This window comes from Brachymonas sp. J145, assembly GCF_036312245.1.
Classification (GTDB): Bacteria; Pseudomonadota; Gammaproteobacteria; order Burkholderiales; family Burkholderiaceae_C; genus Brachymonas; species Brachymonas wangyanguii.
This window is the reverse complement of sequence record NZ_JAZDCI010000010.1, coordinates 82,758-102,353: the sequence shown is the minus strand read 5'-3', so window position 1 is coordinate 102,353 and position 19,596 is coordinate 82,758. Positions and strand designations below refer to the sequence as shown.

Genomic DNA, 19,596 nt, shown 5'->3' with positions numbered 1-19,596 from the left:
AAGGCTTTTTTACGACACGCACGCCGTAATCCTTCTTAAGGACATCGAGCACCGCTTCAAACAACCTGGCCTTCTCCTGTGCCTGGGCCAACTGCACTTGCAGTGCCTTGATTTGCTGTTCTGGGGTAAGTTCGGTGGAGAGTTTGTCGATCGGCATGATCGCCGATGATGCCATGGAGTCCCAATTCTGGCGACCATGGCGGCGCAGCCACGTCAACACCGTTGAACGTCCTTGAATGCCATATCTGGCCTGCGCCTGCCTGTACGTCAGTTCGCCTTTTTCCACTTGTTCCACGACGGCCAACTTGAAGGCTAGCGTGTAATCGCGCTGTGTGCGCTTGACCCTTGTTTCCATGACTCTTTCCTTTCCTGATGAAGAAAAGTGTCAACCTATGGCAGGACGGGTCAAGGCGACAAAAAAGGGCGCCGAAGCGCCCTTGTCATCTGCTTGCAACCGATCAGGCGACCGTCACCGTGGCTTCGCCGTCAGCAGCGGCGATCTGGCCGATGGTGTAGACGGTTTCGCCCAGTTCGCGCAGCGTGGCGGCGGTGGCTTCGGCGTTGGCCGCATCCACCACCAGCACCATGCCGATGCCATTATTGAAGGTGCGGTTCATCTCGATGTCGTCGATGCCGGCGGTCTGCTGCAGCCAGGCGAACAGCTCGGTCTGCGGCCAGCTGCCCTTGACCAGGCGCGCCACCATGCCTTCGGGCAGCACGCGCGGGATGTTTTCCAGCAGGCCACCGCCGGTGATGTGGGCCAGTGCCTTGATCGGATGCTTGTCGAGGGCCGCCAGCACCGGCTTCACGTACAGGCGCGTCGGGCGCATGATGGCGTCGCGGAAGGGCAGGCCGTCCAGCGTGGTCGGCAGGTTGCTGCCGGCGCGTTCCAGGCACTTGCGCACCAGGCTGAAGCCGTTGCTGTGCACGCCATGGCTGGCCAGACCCAGCACCACGTCGCCGGCCTGCACATTCTGGCCGCTCAGGATCTTGCTTTTTTCGACCGCACCCACGGCAAAGCCGGCCAGGTCGTATTCGCCATCGGGATACATGCCGGGCATTTCGGCAGTCTCGCCGCCGATCAGGGCACAGCCGCTTTGCACGCAGCCTTCGGCAATGCCGCCAACCACCGCGGCTGCGGTATCGACATCCAGCTTGCCGCAGGCAAAGTAGTCAAGGAAGAACAGCGGCTCGGCGCCTTGCACCAGCACGTCGTTCACGCTCATGGCGACCAGGTCGATGCCGACGGTGTCATGCATGTTCCACTCGAAGGCCAGGCGCAGCTTGGTGCCGACGCCATCAGTACCGGATACCAGCACCGGTTCCTGGTAGCGCTTGGGCACCTCGAACAGCGCGCCGAAGCCACCGATGCTGGCCATCACGCCATCGCGCATGGTTTTCTTGGCCAGCGGCTTGATGCGTTCAACCAGGGCATCGCCTGCATCGATGTCAACGCCGGCGTCTTTGTAGGAAATGGGAGTTTGCATGGGGAGAAATTCGGATTGCAATAAACGGAATGCACAAACTTGGAGTATCGTGCTGTCAGCACAGGCATTTGCTGCCTGACCATGGCCTTGCCCGTATTGTAAAGACCTTCCTCCCTCCATGATCGAATTGAGCCCCAACCTGAAGCGGACATTGAACGGAACCCTGCTGGTCGTCGTGCTGGGCCTGGTGCTGTGGGCGCTCGGACCGGTGCTGACGCCGTTCATCGTGGCCGCCGTGCTGGCCTATGCGCTGAACCCGCTGGTCGACCGCATCAGCGGCTGGCTGGGCGGCCGCGTGCCGCGCTGGCTGGCGGTGGTGCTGGTGATGCTGGTGTTCATCCTGGCGGTGCTGGGCGTGGCGATGCTGATCGTGCCGGTGGTGATCAAGGAGGGGCCGATCATCCGCCAGCAGTTGCCGGTGCTGCTGGACCGTGGCGTGATCTGGGTCCAGGAGATGTTTGACCGCTACGGCATTCCGTTCGAGGTGAACCTGGGATCGCTGCGCGGGGTGGTGATCGAGTGGCTGAGCAACAGCGGCACGACGCCGGCCGCGCCGGGCGAGCCGAGCTTCGTCAAGTCGCTGCTGAATTCGCTCATGATCGGTGGCAGCGTGGCGCTGTCGGTCATTGGCAATCTGGTGCTGATTCCGATTGCGCTGTTCTACCTGCTGCTGGACTGGGACAAGTTCATCGCCACCGTATTCCGCCTGGTGCCGCTGCGCATGCGCGAGGGCGTGACCAGCTTTGTGCAGGAAGCCGATACCCTGCTTGGCCAGTACCTGCGCGGCCAGCTGCTGGTGATGATCATCATGGCCACCTACTACAGCGTCGGCCTGATGCTGTTCGGGCTGGATCTGGCCTGGCCGGTCGGCATTTTCACCGGGCTGGCGGTGTTCGTACCCTATCTGGGCTTTGGCGTCGGCACCGTGATCGCCATCGTGCTCGGCCTGCTGCAGTTCGGCCTGACCAAGACGCTGATCATGGTCGGTGTGGTCTATACCTCGGGCCAGATGATCGAGAGCTACTATTTCACGCCGCGACTGGTGGGCGAGCGCATCGGCCTGCATCCGCTGGTGGTGATCTTTGCGCTGCTGGCATTTGGCCAGCTGTTCGGCTTTGTCGGCGTGCTGGTGGCGCTGCCCTGCAGTGCCGTGCTGCTGGTGGCGGTACGCCGCCTGCGCGAGCGTTATTTCAGAAGCGATCTGTACAACCACTGAGCTGTCCGGCGGGGAACGGCTGCATCCCGTAAAATGGCGGCGTGTCTCTCCCCATGAAACAACTCCCGCTCGATATCGGCCTGGCGCCCAGCCCGCGGCTGGACTCCTGGATCCCCGGTCCGAACGCCGTGGTACTGGCGCGTGTCCAATCGGTGCTGCATGACAGCCACCCCTCACTGCGTCCGACCTATGTCTGGGGCCCGGAAGGCAGCGGCAAGACCCATTTGCTGCAAGGCGTGCTGCAGACCCTGCGTGAACAGGGGCGCGAAGCCGGCTGGCTCGATGCCTCCACGCCCTGTGGCGGCTATGCCCGTCCGTTTGATCCGCGCTGGAGCGTGGTGCTGCTGGACGAAGTCGATGCCTACAGCCCGGAACAGCAGCACACCGCCTTCAACTGGTTCATCCACGCGATGACGCCGCAACAGGGTGAACCCTGCTGGGTGCTGTCGGCCGGCAGCCTGCCGGTCACGGATCTGCCGCTGCGCGAAGACCTGCGTACCCGGCTAGGCTGGGGCCAGATGTTCGGCCTGCAGCCCTTGTCCGAGGACGATGTGCAGCGCGCCCTGCGCCAGGAAGCGCAGGATCGCGGCCTGGATCTGTCCGACGAGGTGTTGCGCTTCATGCTCAGCCGGTTTTCCCGCGACCTGGGGAGCCTGAGCCAGTTACTGGCCATGCTGGACGACTACGCTCTTGAAACGCGCCGCGCGATCACCGTGCCGCTGCTGAAACAAATGATGAATGACTCATGAAAATTGCGCTTTTTGATCTCGACCACACCTTGCTGCCGATCGACTCGGACTTCATGTGGACCCATTTCACCAATGCCATCGGCTGGACGGACGCCGAGGACATGTCGCGCCAGAACGAGGCCTTCTACGAGCAGTACGAGCAGGGCGTGCTCGACATGAACGAGTACGTGCGTTTCGTCACGCGCGCGATCCGCGAACACACGCCCGAAGAAGCGCATGCGGCGCATGCGCGCTATCTGACCGATTACGTACAGCCGGCGGTGCACCCGGCGGCGCTGGAACTGCTGCAGCAGCACCGCGATGCCGGCGATACCCTGGTGCTGATTACCGCCACCAACCGCTTCATTGCCGGCCCGATTGGCACGCTGCTGGGCTTTGATGAGCAGAACATCATCGCTACCGAGCTGGAACGCGGCCCTGATGGCTGGTTTACCGGCAATGTCGAGGGCATGGCCAACCTGCGCGAAGGCAAGGTGCACAACATGACCCAGTGGCTGACCGAGCGCAAGCTGGACTGGTGCGATACCTTCATCACTTTCTACTCCGACTCGATCAACGACGCGCCCCTGATGGAGCGCGCCGACGTGCCGGTGGCCACCAACCCGGACGAGCGCCTGCGCATGCTGGCCGAAGCCCGCGGCTGGCGCATTCTCGACCTGTTTCCCAAGGCGTAAGCCATGATCAAGCGATTCATCAACAAGCTGCTCGGCAAGGAACAGCTGCAGCCGCATTTCGGCAAGCGCGTCGAGGTGCCGCAATCGGTCCACCAGATCGATGTCTCCCTGGTGGACGAGCGTGCCCTCAACGTGGTGCAGACGCTGAAAAAAGCCGGCTACGAGGCCTACATCGTCGGCGGCGCCGTGCGCGACCTGCTGGTCGGCATGCGTCCCAAGGACTTTGACGTGGCCACCAATGCCACGCCCGAGCAGGTCAAGAGCCTGTTCCGCCGCGCCTTCATCATTGGCCGCCGCTTCCGCATCGTGCACGTGGTCTACGGCCGTGGCCGCGAGCACGAGGTGATCGAGGTCTCGACCTTCCGCGCCTACCTGCACGCCTCCGACGCGGCGCATGTCAACGGCAATGAAAAGACCAGCCGCCGCGCACTCGAAGGCATCCAGCACGCCGTCGATGCCTCCGGCCGCGTGCTGCGCGACAACGTCTGGGGTCCGCAGGACGAGGACGCTGCGCGCCGTGACTTCACCATCAATGCCATGTACTACGATCCGGAACGCCAGATCGTGGTGGATTACCACAAGGGCATGGCGGACGTGAAAAACCGCACCATCCGCATGATTGGCGATGCCATGGCGCGCTACCGCGAGGATCCGGTGCGCATCATCCGTGCCATCCGCTTCGCCGCCAAGCTCAGCCCGCTCGATTTCCGCCTCGACAAGGCTACTTCGGCACCGATCCGCGAGGCGCTGCCGCTGCTCAACGACGTGCCGCAGAGCCGCATGTTCGACGAAATGCTCAAGCTGCTGCAGACCGGCCATGCGCTGGGCACGATCGGGATCCTGCGCAAGCACCAGCTGACCGACAACATCTACCCGCTGTTGACGCTGGCGGTGCAGCGCGCCGACGACACCTTCGTCAATGCCGCGCTGCAGGATACCGACCGCCGCGTTAGTGAGGGCAAGCCGGTGGCGCCGAGCTTCCTGCTGTCCTGCCTGCTGTGGCAGGACGTGCGCGAGGCCTGGGCGCGCAAGACGGCCGAGCGCAAGCCGCCGTTTGTCGGCCTGCAGGAAGCGATCGACGAGGTGTTCGATGCCTGCATCGGCGATGTCTCCGGCCGCGGCAAGCTGGCCGCCGACATGCGCGAGATCTGGATGATGCAGCCGCGCTTTGAGAAGCGCAGCGGCAACAGCCCCTACAGCCTGGTGGCGCAGCTGCGTTTCCGCGCCGGTTTCGACTTCCTGCGCCTGCGTGCGCAGGTCGGCGAGGTGGAGGAATCGCTGGCCAACTGGTGGCAGACTTTCAGCAGTACCACCAACGATGCCTTGCGCGAAGACCTGATCGCTACCGCACGCGAACAACAGCGCCAGCGTCAGCGCGAAGCGCAGCAGCAGGCGCGAGCCGGTGGCAAGGTGCATCTGGTCAGCAGCAAGCCGGCTGCCGAGGAGGTGGAGGAATCGCTGCTGCCCGATGCCGACGCGCCGAAAAAGCGCCGCCGTCGCCGCCGCAAGCCGACTGCCGCAGCTGAAGGCGCCGCGCCCATGGCGCATGAAGCCGCTGATAGCAGCGCCGCACCTGCTGACGCTGCCCCGGCACGCAAGCCACGTCGTCGCCGCAAACCGGCGGCTGATGCCGGCAACGACGCGGGCAACCCCTCCGGCGCTGACGCATGACCGCCGCCATCGAGGCCCCCAGTCTGGCCTGGATCGCCTTGGGCGGCAACCTGGGCGATGCGTGCCAGTCGGTGCAACAGGCTATTGCGGCGCTGGAGTCGCTGCCACAGACCCGGCTGGAGGCAGCGTCATCGCTCTATCGCACGGCACCAGTCGATGCGACCGGACCGGATTTCATCAATGCCGTGGCGCGCCTGCGCACCACACTGAGCCCGCTGGCGCTGCTGCACGCCGTGCAGGGGCTGGAACAGCAGGCCGGTCGCGAGCGCTCGTACCGCAATGCGCCGCGCACGCTGGATCTGGATGTGCTGCTCTACAGCGGTGTCAGCCAGCAGACGGCGGAGCTGGAACTGCCGCATCCGCGCATGACGCAGCGTGCCTTTGTGCTGGTGCCATTGGCCGAGATTGATCCGGAGCTGGTGCCGGCAACGCTGCTGCAGGCCGTTGCCGATCAGGCGATCGAACGGTTGGTCTGATTCAGGGCGCTGGCTGCCTGTCAGTGGCGGCGGCTTCTGCCTCCAGCAGCTGATGCTGGTAGCGGCGCAAGGCTTGTCCGGCGGCCTGCAGATAAGCGGGCGAGCCGGGCAGCTGCCCCGGCGGCGTCATGTGCAGCACCCAGGCAAATTCTGCGCCAAACAGCAGGATCTGCGAGGAAAAATAGACCCAGATCATCAGCGCCACCAGCGCGCCGGCGGCACCGTAGACCGAGGTGGTGGAAGTGCTGCCGATATACAGGCCGATCAGGCTCTTGCCCACGGTAAACAGCACGGCAGCCAGCAGTGCGCCGGGCAGGATCTGGCGCCAGCCCAGCGGTCGCGAGGGCAGCCCAGCCAGCAGGATGCCGAAAAAGAAGGTCAGCACCGCCATCGACAGCAGTGGATTGAGCACACGCGCCAGCTCCAGCATGCCTGAAGTCTGTCCGGCCACCCAGCGGTCCAGCACCGAGAGGTAGGCCGATGCCGCCAGCGATACCAGCATCAGGAAGCCGATTGCCAGCAGGATGGACAGCGACAGCATGCGCGTGCGGATGGTGCGCCAGATGGTGTGCAGCAACTGGCCCTGCGGCTGCGGCTGCGGCCGGTGCAGCCAGATGCGATCCAGCGCCGTGCGCAGTTGTACCAGCACGCCGGTGGCGCCCACCAGCAGCACCGTCAGCGCGATGGCCGAGGCCAGCGTGCCTTCGCCGGGCCGGCTCACGGCCTGCAGCAGCGATTGCGCCAGCTCGCCAGCCTTGGGCCCGGCCATGGCGGAAATTTCGCCGATCAGCTGTTGCTGTGCGGCACCGCTGCCAATGAACAGGCCGACCAGCGCCACCAGGATCACCAGCAGCGGCGCCATACTGAACACGGCGTAATACGACAGCGCTGCGCCATATTGCGGGCAGCCGTCATCCAGCCATTCGCGTGCCGTGGTCTGCAGCAGGTGCCAGGCATAGCGCAGGGGATGGAGCAGGCGATCCGGCAGCGACATGGCAGGGCCTCAGTAGTGCGGGTCGGCGACCACTGGTTCGTGTGCTGGAGCGGGCGGTGGCGTGGCCTGGTTGCCGACGGCCACGCCGGCATCTGCCGCATCGCTGCCACTCACGGCATCAATGCCGGCACCGATGGCCTTGCCGGTGAGCTTGACGCCGGTGGAGACCACGGCACCCGTGACACTGATCGCCGCGCCGGCAACTGCGCCGGCGACGGCAGTGACGCCACAGCCCTGCAGCAGCAGGGGCAGGAGGAGCAAGGGCAACAGGCGTGGTGATCGGCGCATGGGGCTAGGTTGGGCAGGTGGATCAGGCGGTCTGGCGCGCCTGCTGCCAGACTTCGGCGGCAATGCTGAGCGAGCGCAGGCGCAACTCCGGATCATACAGGTCGCTGACCAGGATCAGTTCGTCGGCGCGCGTGGCTTCCAGCAACTGGTCGAAGCCCTCGCGCACGGTTGCCGGACCGCCGACGACCGAGCAGGCCAGGAACTGGCGGATGCCGTTGAGCTCCTGCGGGCCCAGCTGCTGCAGGAAGTTCTCCACTGGTGGCTGCAACAGGCCGCGCTGGCCAGTCAGGATGCTGAGCACGCGCTGGTAGCTGCTGCTGGCGAGGAATTGCGCTTCCTCGTCGGTCGGCGCGGCGACCACTGGTACGCCGATCATCACGTAAGGCTTGGGGTGGCGTTCCGACGGGCGGTAGTTGCGGCGATACAAGTCAATCGCCTGCAGCAGCATCTGCGGTGCAAAGTGCGAGGCAAAGGAGTAGGGCAGGCCGCGCTCGGCCGCCAGCTGCGCGCTGAACAGGCTGGAGCCCAGCAGCCAGATCGGCACCTGGGTGCCGCTGCCCGGGTTGGCAATCACCTTCTGGCCCGGTTCGGGCTCGCCCAGGTAGTGCATCAGCTCGGCCACTTCGCGCGGGAAGTCATCGGCAGATTCGCTGCGGTTGCGGCGCAGTGCGCGCATGGTGACAGGATCGGTGCCAGGCGCACGGCCCAGGCCCAGGTCGATGCGGTCCGGATACAGCGTGGCCAGCGTGCCGAAGGCTTCGGCCACCACCAGCGGTGCGTGGTTGGGCAGCATCACGCCGCCGGAACCGACACGGATGGTGCGGGTCTGGCCAGCCACATGGCCAATCAGCACGGCGGTGGACGAGCTGGCAATGCCGGCCATGTTGTGGTGCTCTGCCAGCCAGTAGCGGGTAAAGCCGAGCTGTTCCACATGCTGGGCGGTGCGTACGGCCTGGGCCAGGGCATCGGCCACGCTGGCGCCTTCACGGACGGGCACCAGATCGAGCATGGAGAGTCGGGTTTGCGCGAGCAGCGACATGAACAGTCCTTTCTTTTTGGTGGAAAACGGAGACTGGTTCATGGTCGCACGGCTTGCATGACCTTGCAAACCGGGCGGTAAAACGTTCAGGCCAGCCAGCGTCGCAGCAGCTGTGCGCTGCCCATGCCGAGCAGCGTCATCAGCAGCGAGCCGGCTACATGCAGGCCGATGGCACCGGTCGCCATCAGCAGCCGCCCCTGCAGCAGCAGGTGCGTGACTTCGGACGAAAAGGTGGAAAACGTGGTCAGGCCACCGATAAAGCCGGTGATTACCAGCAGCCGCCATGCGGGCGACAGCTCGGCATGGTGGGCAAAAAAGACCAGCGCGATACCGATCAGGTAGCCGCCCACCAGGTTGGCGACCAGGGTGCCGGGCGGAATCGCCGGAAACAGGGTGTTGAGCCAGAGTGCCAGCAGCCAGCGCAGGATGGCACCGGCGGCAGCGCCAATGGCGATCGCCAGCAGGGAAGGCAGCAGCGCCGGCATGATCAATGTCGTGGTTTACAGCGTCAGCGCGCAGCTGTCGCCGCTGGCCTCCCGCCAGACGCGCACCTGGCTCGGCTGGATGCCTTGCGCCTGCATGTGGCGCGCGATGTAGAGGCAGAGGTTTTCCAGCGTAGGCTGACCCAGGCCCTCGACTTCGTCGAGGAAGTGGTGGTCCAGCTGGCTGCGCAGCGTGGCAATCTGGGCGCGCAGCAGCGCCAGGTCCATCACCATGCCGGAATCGGCCGCAGGCAGGCCGGACAGGCTGACCGAGGCGTGGTAGGTGTGGCCGTGGATGCGCTTGCTGCCGGCCACTTCGGCGGCATCGTCCAGCTTGCGGCGCAGCGTGTGCGCGGCTTCAAAGAAAAAGGTCTGTGACAGTTCGAATTGCATGATGGGTTCTCAGCGGATCCCGGTAATCTTGTGGGTCTGCAGGCTCAGGCGCCAGCGCGGATCCTTCAGGCAGGCGGCGATGCAGGTCTGCGTGTGCTGGCTGCGTTGCGCATCGTCCAGCGGCTGCAGCAGGTAGTGGGCGAAATCGGTGTTGTCGCGCACGGCGTCCAGCGTCATGCCAGCTTGCGGCCAGACCAGCTTGAGCTCGTTGCCGCTGCGCTGCACCCAGTGCTGCAGCGATTTCGGGCTGACGCAGATCCAGTCGATGCCGGCTGGTGCGGCGATGCTGCCGTTGGTTTCCACCGCCACCTCGAAGCCTTCGGCGTGCAAGGCATCGACCAGGGCATCATCGACCTGCAGCAGCGGTTCGCCGCCAGTCAGCACCACGTAGGGCTTGCCGGGCTGGCCGGCGGGCCACTGCGCCGCGATATGGCGCGCCAGTTCGGTGGCTTCGCGGAAGGTTCCGCCCAGCGGACCATCGGTGCCAACAAAGTCGGTATCGCAAAAGCTGCAGATCGACTGGGCCCGGTCCTGCTCGCGGCCGTTCCAGAAGTTGCAGCCGGCAAAGCGGCAGAACACGGCCGGCCGGCCGGCCTGCAGGCCTTCGCCTTGCAACGTGTAGAAGATTTCCTTGATCTGGTAGGCCATGACAATGCATAAGGGTGTGCGCAGGATTGCGCGTAACCCGGAATTATCGCCGCGCTGCAGCATGCCGGCAAATGCAGCGTGGCTGGCCTTCTACGGATCAGGCGTATAATCGCAACATTGTTGCAATAATGAGCTGGGCCGCTCCAACAGGCGGCTGCAGATACCGCATGTCCTCCCCGACTTCTTCCCCTCCGGAATCGACCTCCTGGCTGCTGCGAGGAGCCGGTTTCCGCCTGCTGGTCGCGCTGCTGCTGGTCGCGTTGATCTGGACCGTCCATTACCTGGTGCTGCAGGCATGAGCATCGTGCTGGACAACATCACCGTGAGCTATCGCAGCGTGCCGGCGGTGCACCATGCCTTTGCGCGCTTCGAGGCGGGCAGCTCCTGGGCCATCTTTGGTCCCAACGGCGCCGGCAAGAGCACGCTGCTCAAGGCCATCATGCGGCTGCTGCCTTGCGATACCGGCAGCGTGCAATGGCAGGGCCTGCAGCGGCGTGACCTGGCCTACCTGCCGCAACAGGCCGAAATTGACCGCAGCCTGCCGATGACGGTGGCCGAGTTGACGGCGCTTGGCCTGTGGCATGAGCTGGGGCCGTTTGGCGGCCTGGATCGTGCACAGCGGAAACGCGTGCAACAGGCGCTGGAACAGGTCGGCATGGCGGCGTTTGCGCAGCGCCAGATCGCGGCGCTGTCACGCGGGCAATTCCAGCGCGTGCTGTTTGCGCGCATGCTGGTGCAGGACGCCCGCTTCCTGCTGCTCGATGAACCCTTCAACGCCATGGATGCCTATACTACGCAATCGCTGCTGATGCTGTTGCAACAGTGCCAGCAGCAGGGCAAGGGCATCATCGCCGTGGTGCACGATGCCGCGCAGGCACGCCACTGGTTTGACCATGCGCTGCTGCTGGCACGCGAGGTCATGGCCAGCGGCCCGGCGCAAGAGGTACTTTCCGACGCCAATCTGCAGCGCGCCAGCGGTTTTCGCCAGGACGATGCCGCTGACGACGAATGGTGCCGCGTGCAGCCGGAGCAGATCGGCCATGAACACGATCACGTCCATGCGCACGGAGGCCAGCCATGAGCGAGACCCTGCTCTACGGCCTGCTGCTGGAGCCGTTCGTCCAGTTTGCCTTCATGCGTCGCGCGCTGGCCAGCGTATTTTTTCTGTCACTCAGCGCGGCGCCGATGGGCGTGTTGCTGCTGATGCGCCGCATGAGCCTGATGGGCGATGCGATTGCGCACGCCGTGCTGCCAGGCGTGGCAGCCGGTTTCCTGCTGGCCGGCTTCAACGTGATGGCGATGGGGCTGGGCGGCCTGCTGGCCGGGCTGCTGGTGGCGCTGGGCGTCGGCCTGGTCAGCCACTACACCACGCTGCGTGAAGATGCCAACTTTGCCGCCTTCTACCTGAGCTGCCTGGCGATTGGCGTGCTGATGGTCAGCGTCAGCGGCAGCCAGGTGGACCTGCTGCACCTGCTGTTCGGCTCGGTGCTGGCGGTGGATGCGGTGGCGCTGACGCTGGTGGCCAGTGTCTCCAGCATCACGCTGATCGTGCTGGCGCTGATCTACCGGCCGCTGGTGGTGCAGATCATCGATCCGGTGTTCCTGCAATCGGTCGGCAGTCGCGGCGCCGTCTGGCATGTGCTGTTCCTGATGCTGGTGGTGCTGAATCTGGTCGCCGGCTTCCAGGCGCTGGGTACGCTGATGGCGGTCGGCCTGATGATGCTGCCGGCAATCACGGCACGGCTCTGGCAGTTGCGCATGGGCGGCATCATGCTGCTGGCCGCGCTGCTGGCCCTGCTGGGTGGCTACGGTGGCCTGCTGTTGTCCTACCACTTTGACCTGCCATCGGGCCCGTCCATCATCCTGCTGTGCGGTGCCATGTATTTCTTCTCGCTGGTGTTTGCCAGCCAGGGCGGCCTGCTGCCGCGCTGGCTGTCGCACCGGCGCCACCAGCGTGCCGGCTTTGAGCCACACGCCCACCAGGAGTAAATCGCCATGAATCGACCCTCTTCCGGACGCCGCCTGACGCTGGCGGCAGCGGCTGCCAGCCTGTTGCTGCTGGCTGGCTGTGGCGAACGCCAGACGACCGAGCCGGTGGCCAGCATGGCTGACAAGCCCGCGGTGGGTGAGGCAGCGCCGTTGCGCGTTGTCAGCAGCTTCAGCATCCTCGGCGATGTGGCACGGCAGATTGGCGGCGAGCAGGTCGAGGTGCTGGATATCGTCGGGCCGGGTCAGGACGCTCACGTCTACCAGGTCACGCCGGCCGATATCCGCCGGCTGGGCGAGGCGCAGCTGGTGCTGATGAACGGGCTGGGCTATGAGGGCGCGGCGCTGGAGCGAGCCGTGCGTGACAGCCAGGTGCCGGTGGCCATCGCCAGCGCAGGCATCAAGACGCTGGCTGGCGGGCATGCGCACGACGACGAACATGATCACGATCACGACAAGGCCGGCGGCCAGCATGATGCTGCCGCACCCGACCCGCACATCTGGCAGAACCCGGTGCTGATGCAGGCCTATGCCGCCAATATTGCGAAGGCGCTGATTCAGGCCGATCCGGCCCACCAGCAGGGGTATGAGCAACGCCTGGCCGACTACCAGCAGATCCTGCGTGACCTGGACAGCTGGGCGGCCGCGGAATTTGCCAGCATTCCGCCGGAAAAGCGCAAGGTGGTGACAGGCCATGATGCCTTCGCCTATCTGGGCCAGCGCTACCAGCTGCAGTTCCTGGCGCCGCAGGGCGTCAGCACTGACAGTCAGCCCTCCGCCCGTGCCGTGGCCGGCCTGATCAGCCAGATCCGCGAGCAACAGGTCAAGGCCGTGTTCATGGAGAACATCAAGGATCCGCGCCTGGTCGAGCAGATCAGCCAGGAAGCCGGCGTGACAGTGCAGAACCAGCCGCTGTACTCGGACGCATTGAGCCCGCCGGAAGGGCCGGCTACCAGCTATGTGGGCCTGATACGCTATAACGTCACGCATCTGGTGCAGGCGATGCACTGAATGCTTGACCCTGCTGCCAGTGCGGCCGGCTAGTGCGGCAAGGCTGGCATCCGTATCATGGGAGGCGTATCCTAGTCGCCGGAGAGTGCCATGTACACCGTGATGCGCGTTCATGATTTCGATGCCGCCGAGCACCTGCCGGCGGTGCTGCTGGACCGGCTCTGGCCGCGCGGCGTGCGCAAGGAGCGGCTGGAAGGTACGGTCTGGGAAAAGGCGGCCACGCCCTCGACCGCATTGCGCGTCTGGTTCCATGAAGACCGCGAGGGACGCTTTGACGAATTCTGCCGGCGCCTGCGGCAGGAACTGGCCGAGCCCGAGGCGCAACAGGCGCTGGAGCGCATCCGTGCGCTGGAAAAGCAGCATGGCGAGATCCATCTGCTGACGGCTGCGCGCGATCCGGAACACAGCCACCTGGTGGTGATCCGCGAGCTGTTGCAGTCCTGAAAAATCCGGCAGGGATGCAAGCCGACGTCCTACACGCCAGCCGTGGCCGTTTTTTTATAGTGAAGACATGGTTCAAACACAAGAAAGAGAGAGCACCATGTCCAAACCCGCACCCCGTATGTCCTTTATCCAGGCCCTCATCGCAGCGGTTGCCGCTGCCGCCTGTTCCGCTGCTGTCGCCCAGGGCGCTGCTGCGGTCGTCAGCACCACGGAATCGCTGAATGCCGTGCAGGCCGAGCAGGCCGCCGAAAGCCCGGTCACTGCCAGCAGCAGCACCGTGATTGCGCCGACCGAAGCCATGCACGACATGGACAGCGCCGACAGCAAGGCCTCCGCACCCAAGGTGGATACGGAGGCCCTGAGCACCGGCATGCCGCCGGGCGCGAAGAAGCTGTAAGCGTGTTGACGGCTTAGCTGGGCTTGTGCATCAGGCCGTGTGCCAGCGCGCCCAGCGCCATGCCGGCAATGCCCCAGAGCACATCCCAGTTGCCGACGCCCAGGCCGGCCAGCATCGGGCCGGGGCAGACGCCCGACAGGCCCCAGCCGATGCCGAACAGCGCCGAGCCGATCAGCATGTTGCGGCTGATGCCGCTGGTATAACGGTCAAAGGTCTCGGCAAACACCGGTTTCTTCAACAGCTTCGGGCCCAGCACCAGACCCAGCGTGGCCACGGCAATGCCGCCGCCCATGACCAGCATCAGGCCCAGGTCATTCAGCATCAGGAATTCGAGCACGATCTCCGGCATCATCATGGTGGAGAGCGCCAGGCCAAAACCGAACAGCAGGCCGGCCAGCAGGGTAGACAAGGTCTTGGCCATCAGAACCACCTCGTGATCAGGTTGGCCGTCAGCAGGCCGGTCGCCATGAAGGTCAGCACCGCCACCACCGAGGGCATGTGGAAGGAACCGATGCCACAGATGCCGTGGCCGGAGGCGCAGCCGCCGCCCAGACGTGCCCCATAGCCGACAAACAGCCCGCCCAGCAGCAGCTGCCAGCCCGGAATCGTGGTGGTGACGCGCTCGCCGTTGCCAAGCAGCAGCCACCAGACAAAGGCACCCAGTACCACGCCCAGCGCGTAGACCAGCCGCCAGTTGCGCGAAGCGATGAAGCGCGCCTGGTGGAAGAACGGGTGCTTGATGAAAAACGACCAGGTCGTGGTGTAGACCGGGCTGAGGCCGCCAAAGCGGCCGGTCAGCACGTACAGCACCGCAGCACCGAGGCCAATGCACATGCCGCCCACCAGATAGTGAAGCCAGCCGTAGGGGAAGGGTTCGGTTAATATATTCATGATTTGTATATTGTATGAGGTGGCGCTGATCCCGACAAGTCCATAGGGCCTTGGGGACAAAAAAGGGTGGCCTGTGAGCCACCCTGCATGTCATGACGGTGTGCCGTCTTACTTGGCCCAGCTGTCCTTCAGGCCGGTCACGCGGTTGAATACCGGCTTGCCACTGGCGTGATCGACACGGTCGCTGGCAAAGTAGCCCAGGCGCTCGAACTGGAAATGGCTTTCCGGACCGACGTCGGCCGCAGACGGTTCGACCCAGGCCGTCACCGTCTTCAGGCTGTCCGGGTTCAGCACGGTCAGGAAGTCGCGGCCACCAGCATCCGGATGGGCTTCGGTGAACAGGCGGTCATACAGGCGTACTTCAGCCTGCACGCCATCCTCGGCACCGACCCAGCCGATCACGCCCTTGACCTTGACGCTGTCTGCGCCCGTCGTGCCACTCTTGGTGTCGGGAATCAGCTCGACGAGCACATTGCTGACCTGGCCATCGGCATCATTCTCGAAGCCGGTACAGGCCACCACATAGCCGTACTTCAGGCGCACCTTGTTGCCTTCCACGGCCTGGCCGCTGGCATTGGTGTGCGGCGGGTAGAGGCGGCGATAGCCTTTTTCCGGCACTTCCATGAAGTCCTCGCGCTCGATCCAGACCTCGCGGCCCAGGCGCATGCGGCGCTGGCCCATCTCCGGATGGTGCGGATGCACCGGTGCCTGGCAGTCTTCCAGCGTTCCGACGCCCATCAGCGCATCCCAGTTGGTAATTGTCACGCGCAGCGGGTCCAGTACCGCCATGGCGCGCGGTGCTACCGGATCCAGCACGTCGCGCAGCGAACCTTCCAGCGTGCCGTAATCGATCCAGCTGTCGGCCTTGGTCACGCCGATGCGCTCGCAGAACAGGCGCAGGCTCTCGGGCGTGTAGCCGCGGCGACGCAGGCCGGCCAGCGTCGGCATGCGCGGATCGTCCCAGCCCTGCACATGGCCGTCATCGACCAGCAGCTTGAGCTTGCGCTTGCTGGTCACGACATAGGTCAGGTTCAGGCGGGCAAATTCGTACTGGCGCGAAGGCGGCGTGTTGATGATGCCGCCAGCCGCCAGATGATCCAGCAGCCAGTCGTAGAACGGGCGCTGGTCTTCGAATTCCAGCGTGCAGATGCTATGCGTGATGTTTTCCAGCGCATCCTCGATCGGATGGGCAAAGGTATACATCGGGTAGATGCACCACTGGTCACCGGTGTTGTGGTGGTGCGCGCGGCGGATGCGGTAGATCGCCGGATCGCGCATATTGATGTTGGGGTGCGCCATGTCGATCTTCGCGCGCAGCACGGCCGCGCCATCGGCCAGCTCGCCGTTGCGCATCTGGGCAAAGCGCTCCAGGTTTTCCTGCACGCTGCGGCTGCGGAACGGGCTGTCGGTGCCGGACGTGGTGAAGTCGCCGCGGTGCTTGCGCATGTCGTCGGCGCTTTGCTCGTCCACATAGGCCAGGCCCTGTTCGATCAGGTAGACCGCGGCGCGGTGCATCAGCTCGAAATAGTTGCTGGCGTAGTACAGGTGGGTCTCGGGCTTGCCGTTGAGGTCGCTGGTCCAGTCAAAGCCCAGCCAGTGCACTGCCTCGACGATGGCATCCACGTACTCCTGGCTTTCCTTTTCCGGGTTGGTATCGTCAAAGCGCAGGTGGCAGACGCCGTCGTAATCCTGGGCCAGGCCAAAGTTCAGGCAGATGCTCTTGGCGTGGCCGATGTGCAGGTAGCCGTTGGGCTCGGGCGGGAAGCGCGTGCGGATGCGCGCCGGGTCCAGCGCGCCAGCCTGGTGGTGCGCTGCATCGCCTGGCGAACCGCCCCAGTGGCGCTGGCGGTGAGTGCCCTGTTCCAGGTCGGACTCGATGATCTGGCGCAGGAAGTTGCTGGGCTTGCTGCTGGTGTCTTCGGCCGCAGCAGGGGTATTCGGTGCATGTGTAGTCATGCCCCCGATTTTAGCCGGCTGCCCGCCACTTGCAGGCCTGCCACGGCGGAAACCGCCCGGCGCTCAGGACTGTCCCAGCTCCTTGAGCTTGATAAAGGCCAGCGCCGCCATCACGGCGTCGTTCAGCGCATCGTGCGCATCGCGCCGCGGCAGCTGCAGGTCGTCCATCAGCGTGTCAAAGCGCAGGTCGATATCGGCATTGTCATGCTGCTTGTACGAGGGCAGGCGCTTGAACTTGTAGTCGTAGTACATGGCCGAGACCTCGATCTGCCGATTGGGCAGCCGGATGCCGATCAGCGGCTTCATGGCGCGGTTGATCATGGCGGCATCGAACTCGAGGAAGTAGCCGACCAGCGGCCGGCTGCCGATAAAGCGCAGCAGCTGCAGCATGGCGATATCGACCGGGATGCCGCAGGCCACATCGGCCTCGCGCAGGCGGTGCACGCGGATGCTCTCGGCCGAGACCGTGCCTTGCGGTTGTACCAGCACCTCGAAACGCTGGCTGCTCAGGATGCGATTGCCGTGGATGCGCACCGCGCCGATCGAGATGATGTCGTCGGTGCGCACGTTGAGGCCGGTGGTCTCGCAATCCAGCGAGATGTATTCGTCTGGCGGCGGTTCATCGAACAGGAAGGAGAACTCGTCCGATGCCAGCTGGTTCTTCTGCCAGCGCTGGCGCAGGCCGCCGAGCCAGGACTTGCTTGCAAGACTGCCAAATGCCATGCTGCCTCCGTCCTCAGATCACGTCCAGGCGGAAACGCTGGCGCAGCGTGGCCTTGAAGCGCTTGACCACGCCCAGGCTGTCCTTCAGCAGGTCGCGGTCCAGGCTGCTCATGGACTTGGGATCGGCCTCGCCGCTGACCGGCTTGCCCATTTCCAGCTCCTTCAGACCGGCCTTGAGGCGCAGCCCCATGAAGAAGTGCAGCGCGTGCTTGAGCTCGTCGCCCCAGTCCTTGCGCAGCTGGCCCTTGGTCACCAGTTCCTGGATGCGATCCACCGTGCTGGTGGCCTGGATGCCGTTGGCCAGCGCCAGGCTGCGCATGCCATGCACGATAGGGAAGATGCCCATCTTCTTCATGTGCAGCAGGTCACTGTCCTCGCCGATGGAGAACATGCGTCCGAGCCAGCTGCTGCCGCTGCCAAAGGCGTCGATCGCGGCGGCAAAGCGGTTCAGCGTGGCGTCGTTGTCGGTGGACAGTTCCCACAGGCGCTGCGTCACGTGTTGCAGCAGGCGGCCATCGCCGGCCACCGCATGCGCGTCGAGGAAGATCGCCAGGTTCATCATGCTTTCCGGCTGGCCGCTGATCAGCCAGCCGCGCGTGCGTGACACCCAGTCGGCGCGCGTGCCGCGCCAGTCCGGGTTGTTCAGCATGATGCGGCCCGGACACTCGGGGTAGCCAAAGCGCGTCAGCGCCGCGGAAAAATCATCACAGATCTGCTGCAGGTTGTCGGGTGGCGTGTAGTCGTCACGCAGGATCAGGCCGTTGTCCTGATCGGTCTTGAGCAGCTGCTCGCCACGGCCCTCGCTGCCCATCACGATCAGGCAGCTGTTGCTGACCAGTTCACGCGGTGCCACCATTTGCCAGGCGCGCTCGAACAGGCGCGCATTGATTTCCTGCACCAGGTTGCCGATCAGGCCGACATTGGTGCCGCTGCGGTAGAGCTGCTGCACCATGCCGCGCGTCTGGCTGGCGGCGTCGGCCAGCATCTCCAGGTTGAGCGCCTGGTCGATGCGCGTCAGGATCAGGTGCGAGTGGTTGGACAGGAAGCTGAACACGTCCAGCGATTCGATCACGCCCAGCACCTCGGCCCGCTCGGCCACGACGATGCGGTGGATGCGGTGGCGCAGCATCATGGTCAGCGCCTCGCCCATCAGGCTGTCGGGGGGCAGCGTGATCAGGTTGTAGGTGGCCAGGTCGCCGACCGGCAGGTCGTCCAGCGGGCGCCCATCCAGGATCGCTCGAGGCAGCGCCGTGCTCGAGAAGATGCCCAGGCGTGGCAGCGTGCCGGTGTCGTCGCGCACCAGCACGTGCGTGGTGTTGTGCTCGGAAAACACGCGCGCCACTTCCACGATGTCGGTATCGGCATCCACGTAGTGTGGCGGATGCATCACGGCCGAATCCAGCCGTGCCAGCGTCAGCGACTGCATTTCCTGTTCGTCATGGCGCTGCGACAGGGCGCTGAGCTTGTCGCCCAGGCTGGAGAACAGCAGGGCGCTGAAGGTGGCGTTGTCGGCGATCAGTGACAGCACCGTGTCTTGCGCCAGTTCGTAGGCCAGCACTTCTTCCTGCGCGATGAAGCGATGGCTGCTCTTGCCCGCCATCAGGCCGCGGCTGTCGAAGGTGTCGTCCGGGCCGTACATGTAGAGCACTTCGTCGCCCTCCATCTGCGCCACATGGCCCTTGATCACCACGTACAGGTGCTTCGGCTCGGCACCGACATCCAGGATCACGTCGTCCTTGCGGAAGTAGGCGATATCGACGTTGTCACGGACCAGTTGCTGTTCGCCCTTGCTCAGGCTGTCGAATGGGGAGGCGTCGAAGTTGAAGGCGTTGGGCATGGCAGGAACACAGGAAAAAGTGCATCTGTCAGTCTAGCGTCAACACCGGTTTGCCGGCAGTGGTGCAGACCCTGTGTGGCGCCCGGATCACAGCACGACCGTGCGATTCGGAGAAACCCTGAAGCCGGATTGATCCCGTTCAAGGGTTAGCACCTAGGCGAAATTTTCCAGAATCTGATCTGTATCAAAACCAGGTCGTGCGGCGCAACATTTTTTGCGAATTTACGGGTTTCC

The 19,596-nt window shown here is 64.7% G+C and carries 23 protein-coding genes and 1 pseudogene; 11 read left to right on the top strand and 13 right to left on the bottom strand.

The genetic code is table 11. The annotated features are described in order from the left end of the window. A pseudogene (locus V1261_RS09685) lies at nucleotides 1-355 on the bottom strand (IS3 family transposase); the annotation flags it as partial. Between the two features lie 103 nt (nucleotides 356-458). Then, nucleotides 459-1,487 carry a phosphoribosylformylglycinamidine cyclo-ligase gene (gene purM / locus V1261_RS09680; protein ID WP_329771530.1) on the bottom strand — a complete coding sequence of 343 codons (1,029 nt, stop codon included), beginning with the start codon at nucleotides 1,485-1,487 and terminating at the stop codon, nucleotides 459-461. 151 nt (nucleotides 1,488-1,638) lie between these two features. Here purM and V1261_RS09675 point away from each other — a divergent pair, with 151 nt between their 5' ends. The 5 genes from V1261_RS09675 to folK are packed head-to-tail and all read left to right on the top strand — an operon-like array spanning nucleotide 1,639 to nucleotide 6,273. Continuing rightward, on the top strand, nucleotides 1,639-2,703 hold the full coding sequence (locus tag V1261_RS09675) for an AI-2E family transporter (RefSeq protein ID WP_329771529.1): 1,065 nt from the start codon (nucleotides 1,639-1,641) through the stop codon (nucleotides 2,701-2,703). A 53-nt stretch (nucleotides 2,704-2,756) separates the two neighbouring features. Next, nucleotides 2,757-3,452 carry a DnaA regulatory inactivator Hda gene (gene hda, locus V1261_RS09670; protein ID WP_329771528.1) on the top strand — a complete coding sequence of 232 codons (696 nt, stop codon included), beginning with the start codon at nucleotides 2,757-2,759 and terminating at the stop codon, nucleotides 3,450-3,452. After that, nucleotides 3,449-4,126: an HAD family hydrolase gene (locus V1261_RS09665; protein ID WP_329771527.1), complete on the top strand. Its 678-nt coding sequence runs from the start codon at nucleotides 3,449-3,451 to the stop codon at nucleotides 4,124-4,126. The genes hda and V1261_RS09665 overlap by 4 nt, the downstream gene beginning before the upstream one ends. 3 nt (nucleotides 4,127-4,129) lie before the next feature. Further along, nucleotides 4,130-5,797: a polynucleotide adenylyltransferase PcnB gene (gene pcnB, locus V1261_RS09660; protein WP_329771526.1), complete on the top strand. Its 1,668-nt coding sequence runs from the start codon at nucleotides 4,130-4,132 to the stop codon at nucleotides 5,795-5,797. Then, nucleotides 5,794-6,273 carry a 2-amino-4-hydroxy-6-hydroxymethyldihydropteridine diphosphokinase gene (gene folK, locus V1261_RS09655; RefSeq protein ID WP_329771525.1) on the top strand — a complete coding sequence of 160 codons (480 nt, stop codon included), beginning with the start codon at nucleotides 5,794-5,796 and terminating at the stop codon, nucleotides 6,271-6,273. The genes pcnB and folK overlap by 4 nt, the downstream gene beginning before the upstream one ends. 1 nt (nucleotide 6,274) lies before the next feature. Here folK and V1261_RS09650 read toward each other — a convergent pair whose 3' ends face one another. The 6 genes from V1261_RS09650 to queE all read right to left on the bottom strand — a co-directional run bounded on the left by V1261_RS09650 (nucleotide 6,275) and on the right by queE (nucleotide 10,117). Then, a complete protein-coding gene (locus V1261_RS09650; protein WP_329771524.1) occupies nucleotides 6,275-7,267 on the bottom strand; it encodes a YihY/virulence factor BrkB family protein in 993 nt (330 codons plus the stop codon). A gap of 9 nt (nucleotides 7,268-7,276) precedes the next feature. After that, the gene (locus V1261_RS09645) at nucleotides 7,277-7,528 is read right to left on the bottom strand and encodes a hypothetical protein (protein ID WP_329771523.1); all 252 of its coding nucleotides are present in this window, start codon (nucleotides 7,526-7,528) and stop codon (nucleotides 7,277-7,279) included. A 49-nt stretch (nucleotides 7,529-7,577) separates the two neighbouring features. Beyond that, nucleotides 7,578-8,594: an LLM class flavin-dependent oxidoreductase gene (locus V1261_RS09640; protein ID WP_329771533.1), complete on the bottom strand. Its 1,017-nt coding sequence runs from the start codon at nucleotides 8,592-8,594 to the stop codon at nucleotides 7,578-7,580. 86 nt (nucleotides 8,595-8,680) lie between these two features. Beyond that, nucleotides 8,681-9,079 carry a fluoride efflux transporter CrcB gene (gene crcB, locus V1261_RS09635; protein ID WP_329771522.1) on the bottom strand — a complete coding sequence of 133 codons (399 nt, stop codon included), beginning with the start codon at nucleotides 9,077-9,079 and terminating at the stop codon, nucleotides 8,681-8,683. 15 nt (nucleotides 9,080-9,094) lie between these two features. Then, nucleotides 9,095-9,469 carry a 6-pyruvoyl trahydropterin synthase family protein gene (locus tag V1261_RS09630; RefSeq protein ID WP_329771521.1) on the bottom strand — a complete coding sequence of 125 codons (375 nt, stop codon included), beginning with the start codon at nucleotides 9,467-9,469 and terminating at the stop codon, nucleotides 9,095-9,097. A 9-nt stretch (nucleotides 9,470-9,478) separates the two neighbouring features. Next, nucleotides 9,479-10,117, bottom strand: coding sequence for a 7-carboxy-7-deazaguanine synthase (queE, locus tag V1261_RS09625; protein WP_329771520.1), 639 nt, complete (start codon nucleotides 10,115-10,117; stop codon nucleotides 9,479-9,481). Nucleotides 10,118-10,284: 167 nt separating this feature from the next. Here queE and V1261_RS09620 point away from each other — a divergent pair, with 167 nt between their 5' ends. The 6 genes from V1261_RS09620 to V1261_RS09595 all read left to right on the top strand — a co-directional run bounded on the left by V1261_RS09620 (nucleotide 10,285) and on the right by V1261_RS09595 (nucleotide 13,955). After that, nucleotides 10,285-10,416, top strand: coding sequence for a hypothetical protein (locus V1261_RS09620; RefSeq protein ID WP_329771519.1), 132 nt, complete (start codon nucleotides 10,285-10,287; stop codon nucleotides 10,414-10,416). Beyond that, nucleotides 10,413-11,198 (top strand): metal ABC transporter ATP-binding protein, encoded by a 786-nt coding sequence (locus V1261_RS09615; RefSeq protein ID WP_329771518.1) that lies wholly within the window; start codon nucleotides 10,413-10,415, stop codon nucleotides 11,196-11,198. The genes V1261_RS09620 and V1261_RS09615 overlap by 4 nt, the downstream gene beginning before the upstream one ends. Beyond that, complete coding sequence (locus V1261_RS09610) at nucleotides 11,195-12,106, top strand: metal ABC transporter permease (protein ID WP_329771517.1); 912 nt, start codon at nucleotides 11,195-11,197, stop codon at nucleotides 12,104-12,106. The genes V1261_RS09615 and V1261_RS09610 overlap by 4 nt, the downstream gene beginning before the upstream one ends. A gap of 6 nt (nucleotides 12,107-12,112) precedes the next feature. Then, complete coding sequence (locus V1261_RS09605) at nucleotides 12,113-13,114, top strand: metal ABC transporter solute-binding protein, Zn/Mn family (protein WP_329771516.1); 1,002 nt, start codon at nucleotides 12,113-12,115, stop codon at nucleotides 13,112-13,114. 90 nt (nucleotides 13,115-13,204) lie between these two features. Beyond that, entirely contained in the window at nucleotides 13,205-13,558 is a 354-nt protein-coding gene (locus tag V1261_RS09600) for a DUF488 domain-containing protein (RefSeq protein ID WP_329771515.1), read from the top strand. 97 nt (nucleotides 13,559-13,655) lie between these two features. Further along, nucleotides 13,656-13,955, top strand: coding sequence for a hypothetical protein (locus V1261_RS09595; RefSeq protein WP_329771514.1), 300 nt, complete (start codon nucleotides 13,656-13,658; stop codon nucleotides 13,953-13,955). A gap of 13 nt (nucleotides 13,956-13,968) precedes the next feature. On the opposite strand, the gene V1261_RS09590 is transcribed toward V1261_RS09595, so the two are convergent. From V1261_RS09590 to V1261_RS09570, 5 genes are all read right to left on the bottom strand, one after another. Then, nucleotides 13,969-14,376, bottom strand: coding sequence for a DUF6691 family protein (locus tag V1261_RS09590; protein WP_329771513.1), 408 nt, complete (start codon nucleotides 14,374-14,376; stop codon nucleotides 13,969-13,971). Beyond that, nucleotides 14,376-14,846 carry a YeeE/YedE family protein gene (locus tag V1261_RS09585; RefSeq protein ID WP_329771512.1) on the bottom strand — a complete coding sequence of 157 codons (471 nt, stop codon included), beginning with the start codon at nucleotides 14,844-14,846 and terminating at the stop codon, nucleotides 14,376-14,378. Before V1261_RS09585 ends, V1261_RS09590 begins: the two co-directional genes overlap by 1 nt. Nucleotides 14,847-14,954: 108 nt before the next feature. Further along, nucleotides 14,955-16,802, bottom strand: a complete 1,848-nt coding sequence (locus V1261_RS09580) for a glutamine--tRNA ligase/YqeY domain fusion protein (protein WP_329771511.1) — start codon at nucleotides 16,800-16,802, stop codon at nucleotides 14,955-14,957. Between the two features lie 63 nt (nucleotides 16,803-16,865). Beyond that, the gene (locus V1261_RS09575) at nucleotides 16,866-17,525 is read right to left on the bottom strand and encodes a 3'-5' exonuclease (protein WP_329771510.1); all 660 of its coding nucleotides are present in this window, start codon (nucleotides 17,523-17,525) and stop codon (nucleotides 16,866-16,868) included. Between the two features lie 13 nt (nucleotides 17,526-17,538). Beyond that, nucleotides 17,539-19,362, bottom strand: a complete 1,824-nt coding sequence (locus V1261_RS09570; protein ID WP_329771509.1) for a DUF294 nucleotidyltransferase-like domain-containing protein — start codon at nucleotides 19,360-19,362, stop codon at nucleotides 17,539-17,541. Nucleotides 19,363-19,596: the final 234 nt, after the last annotated feature.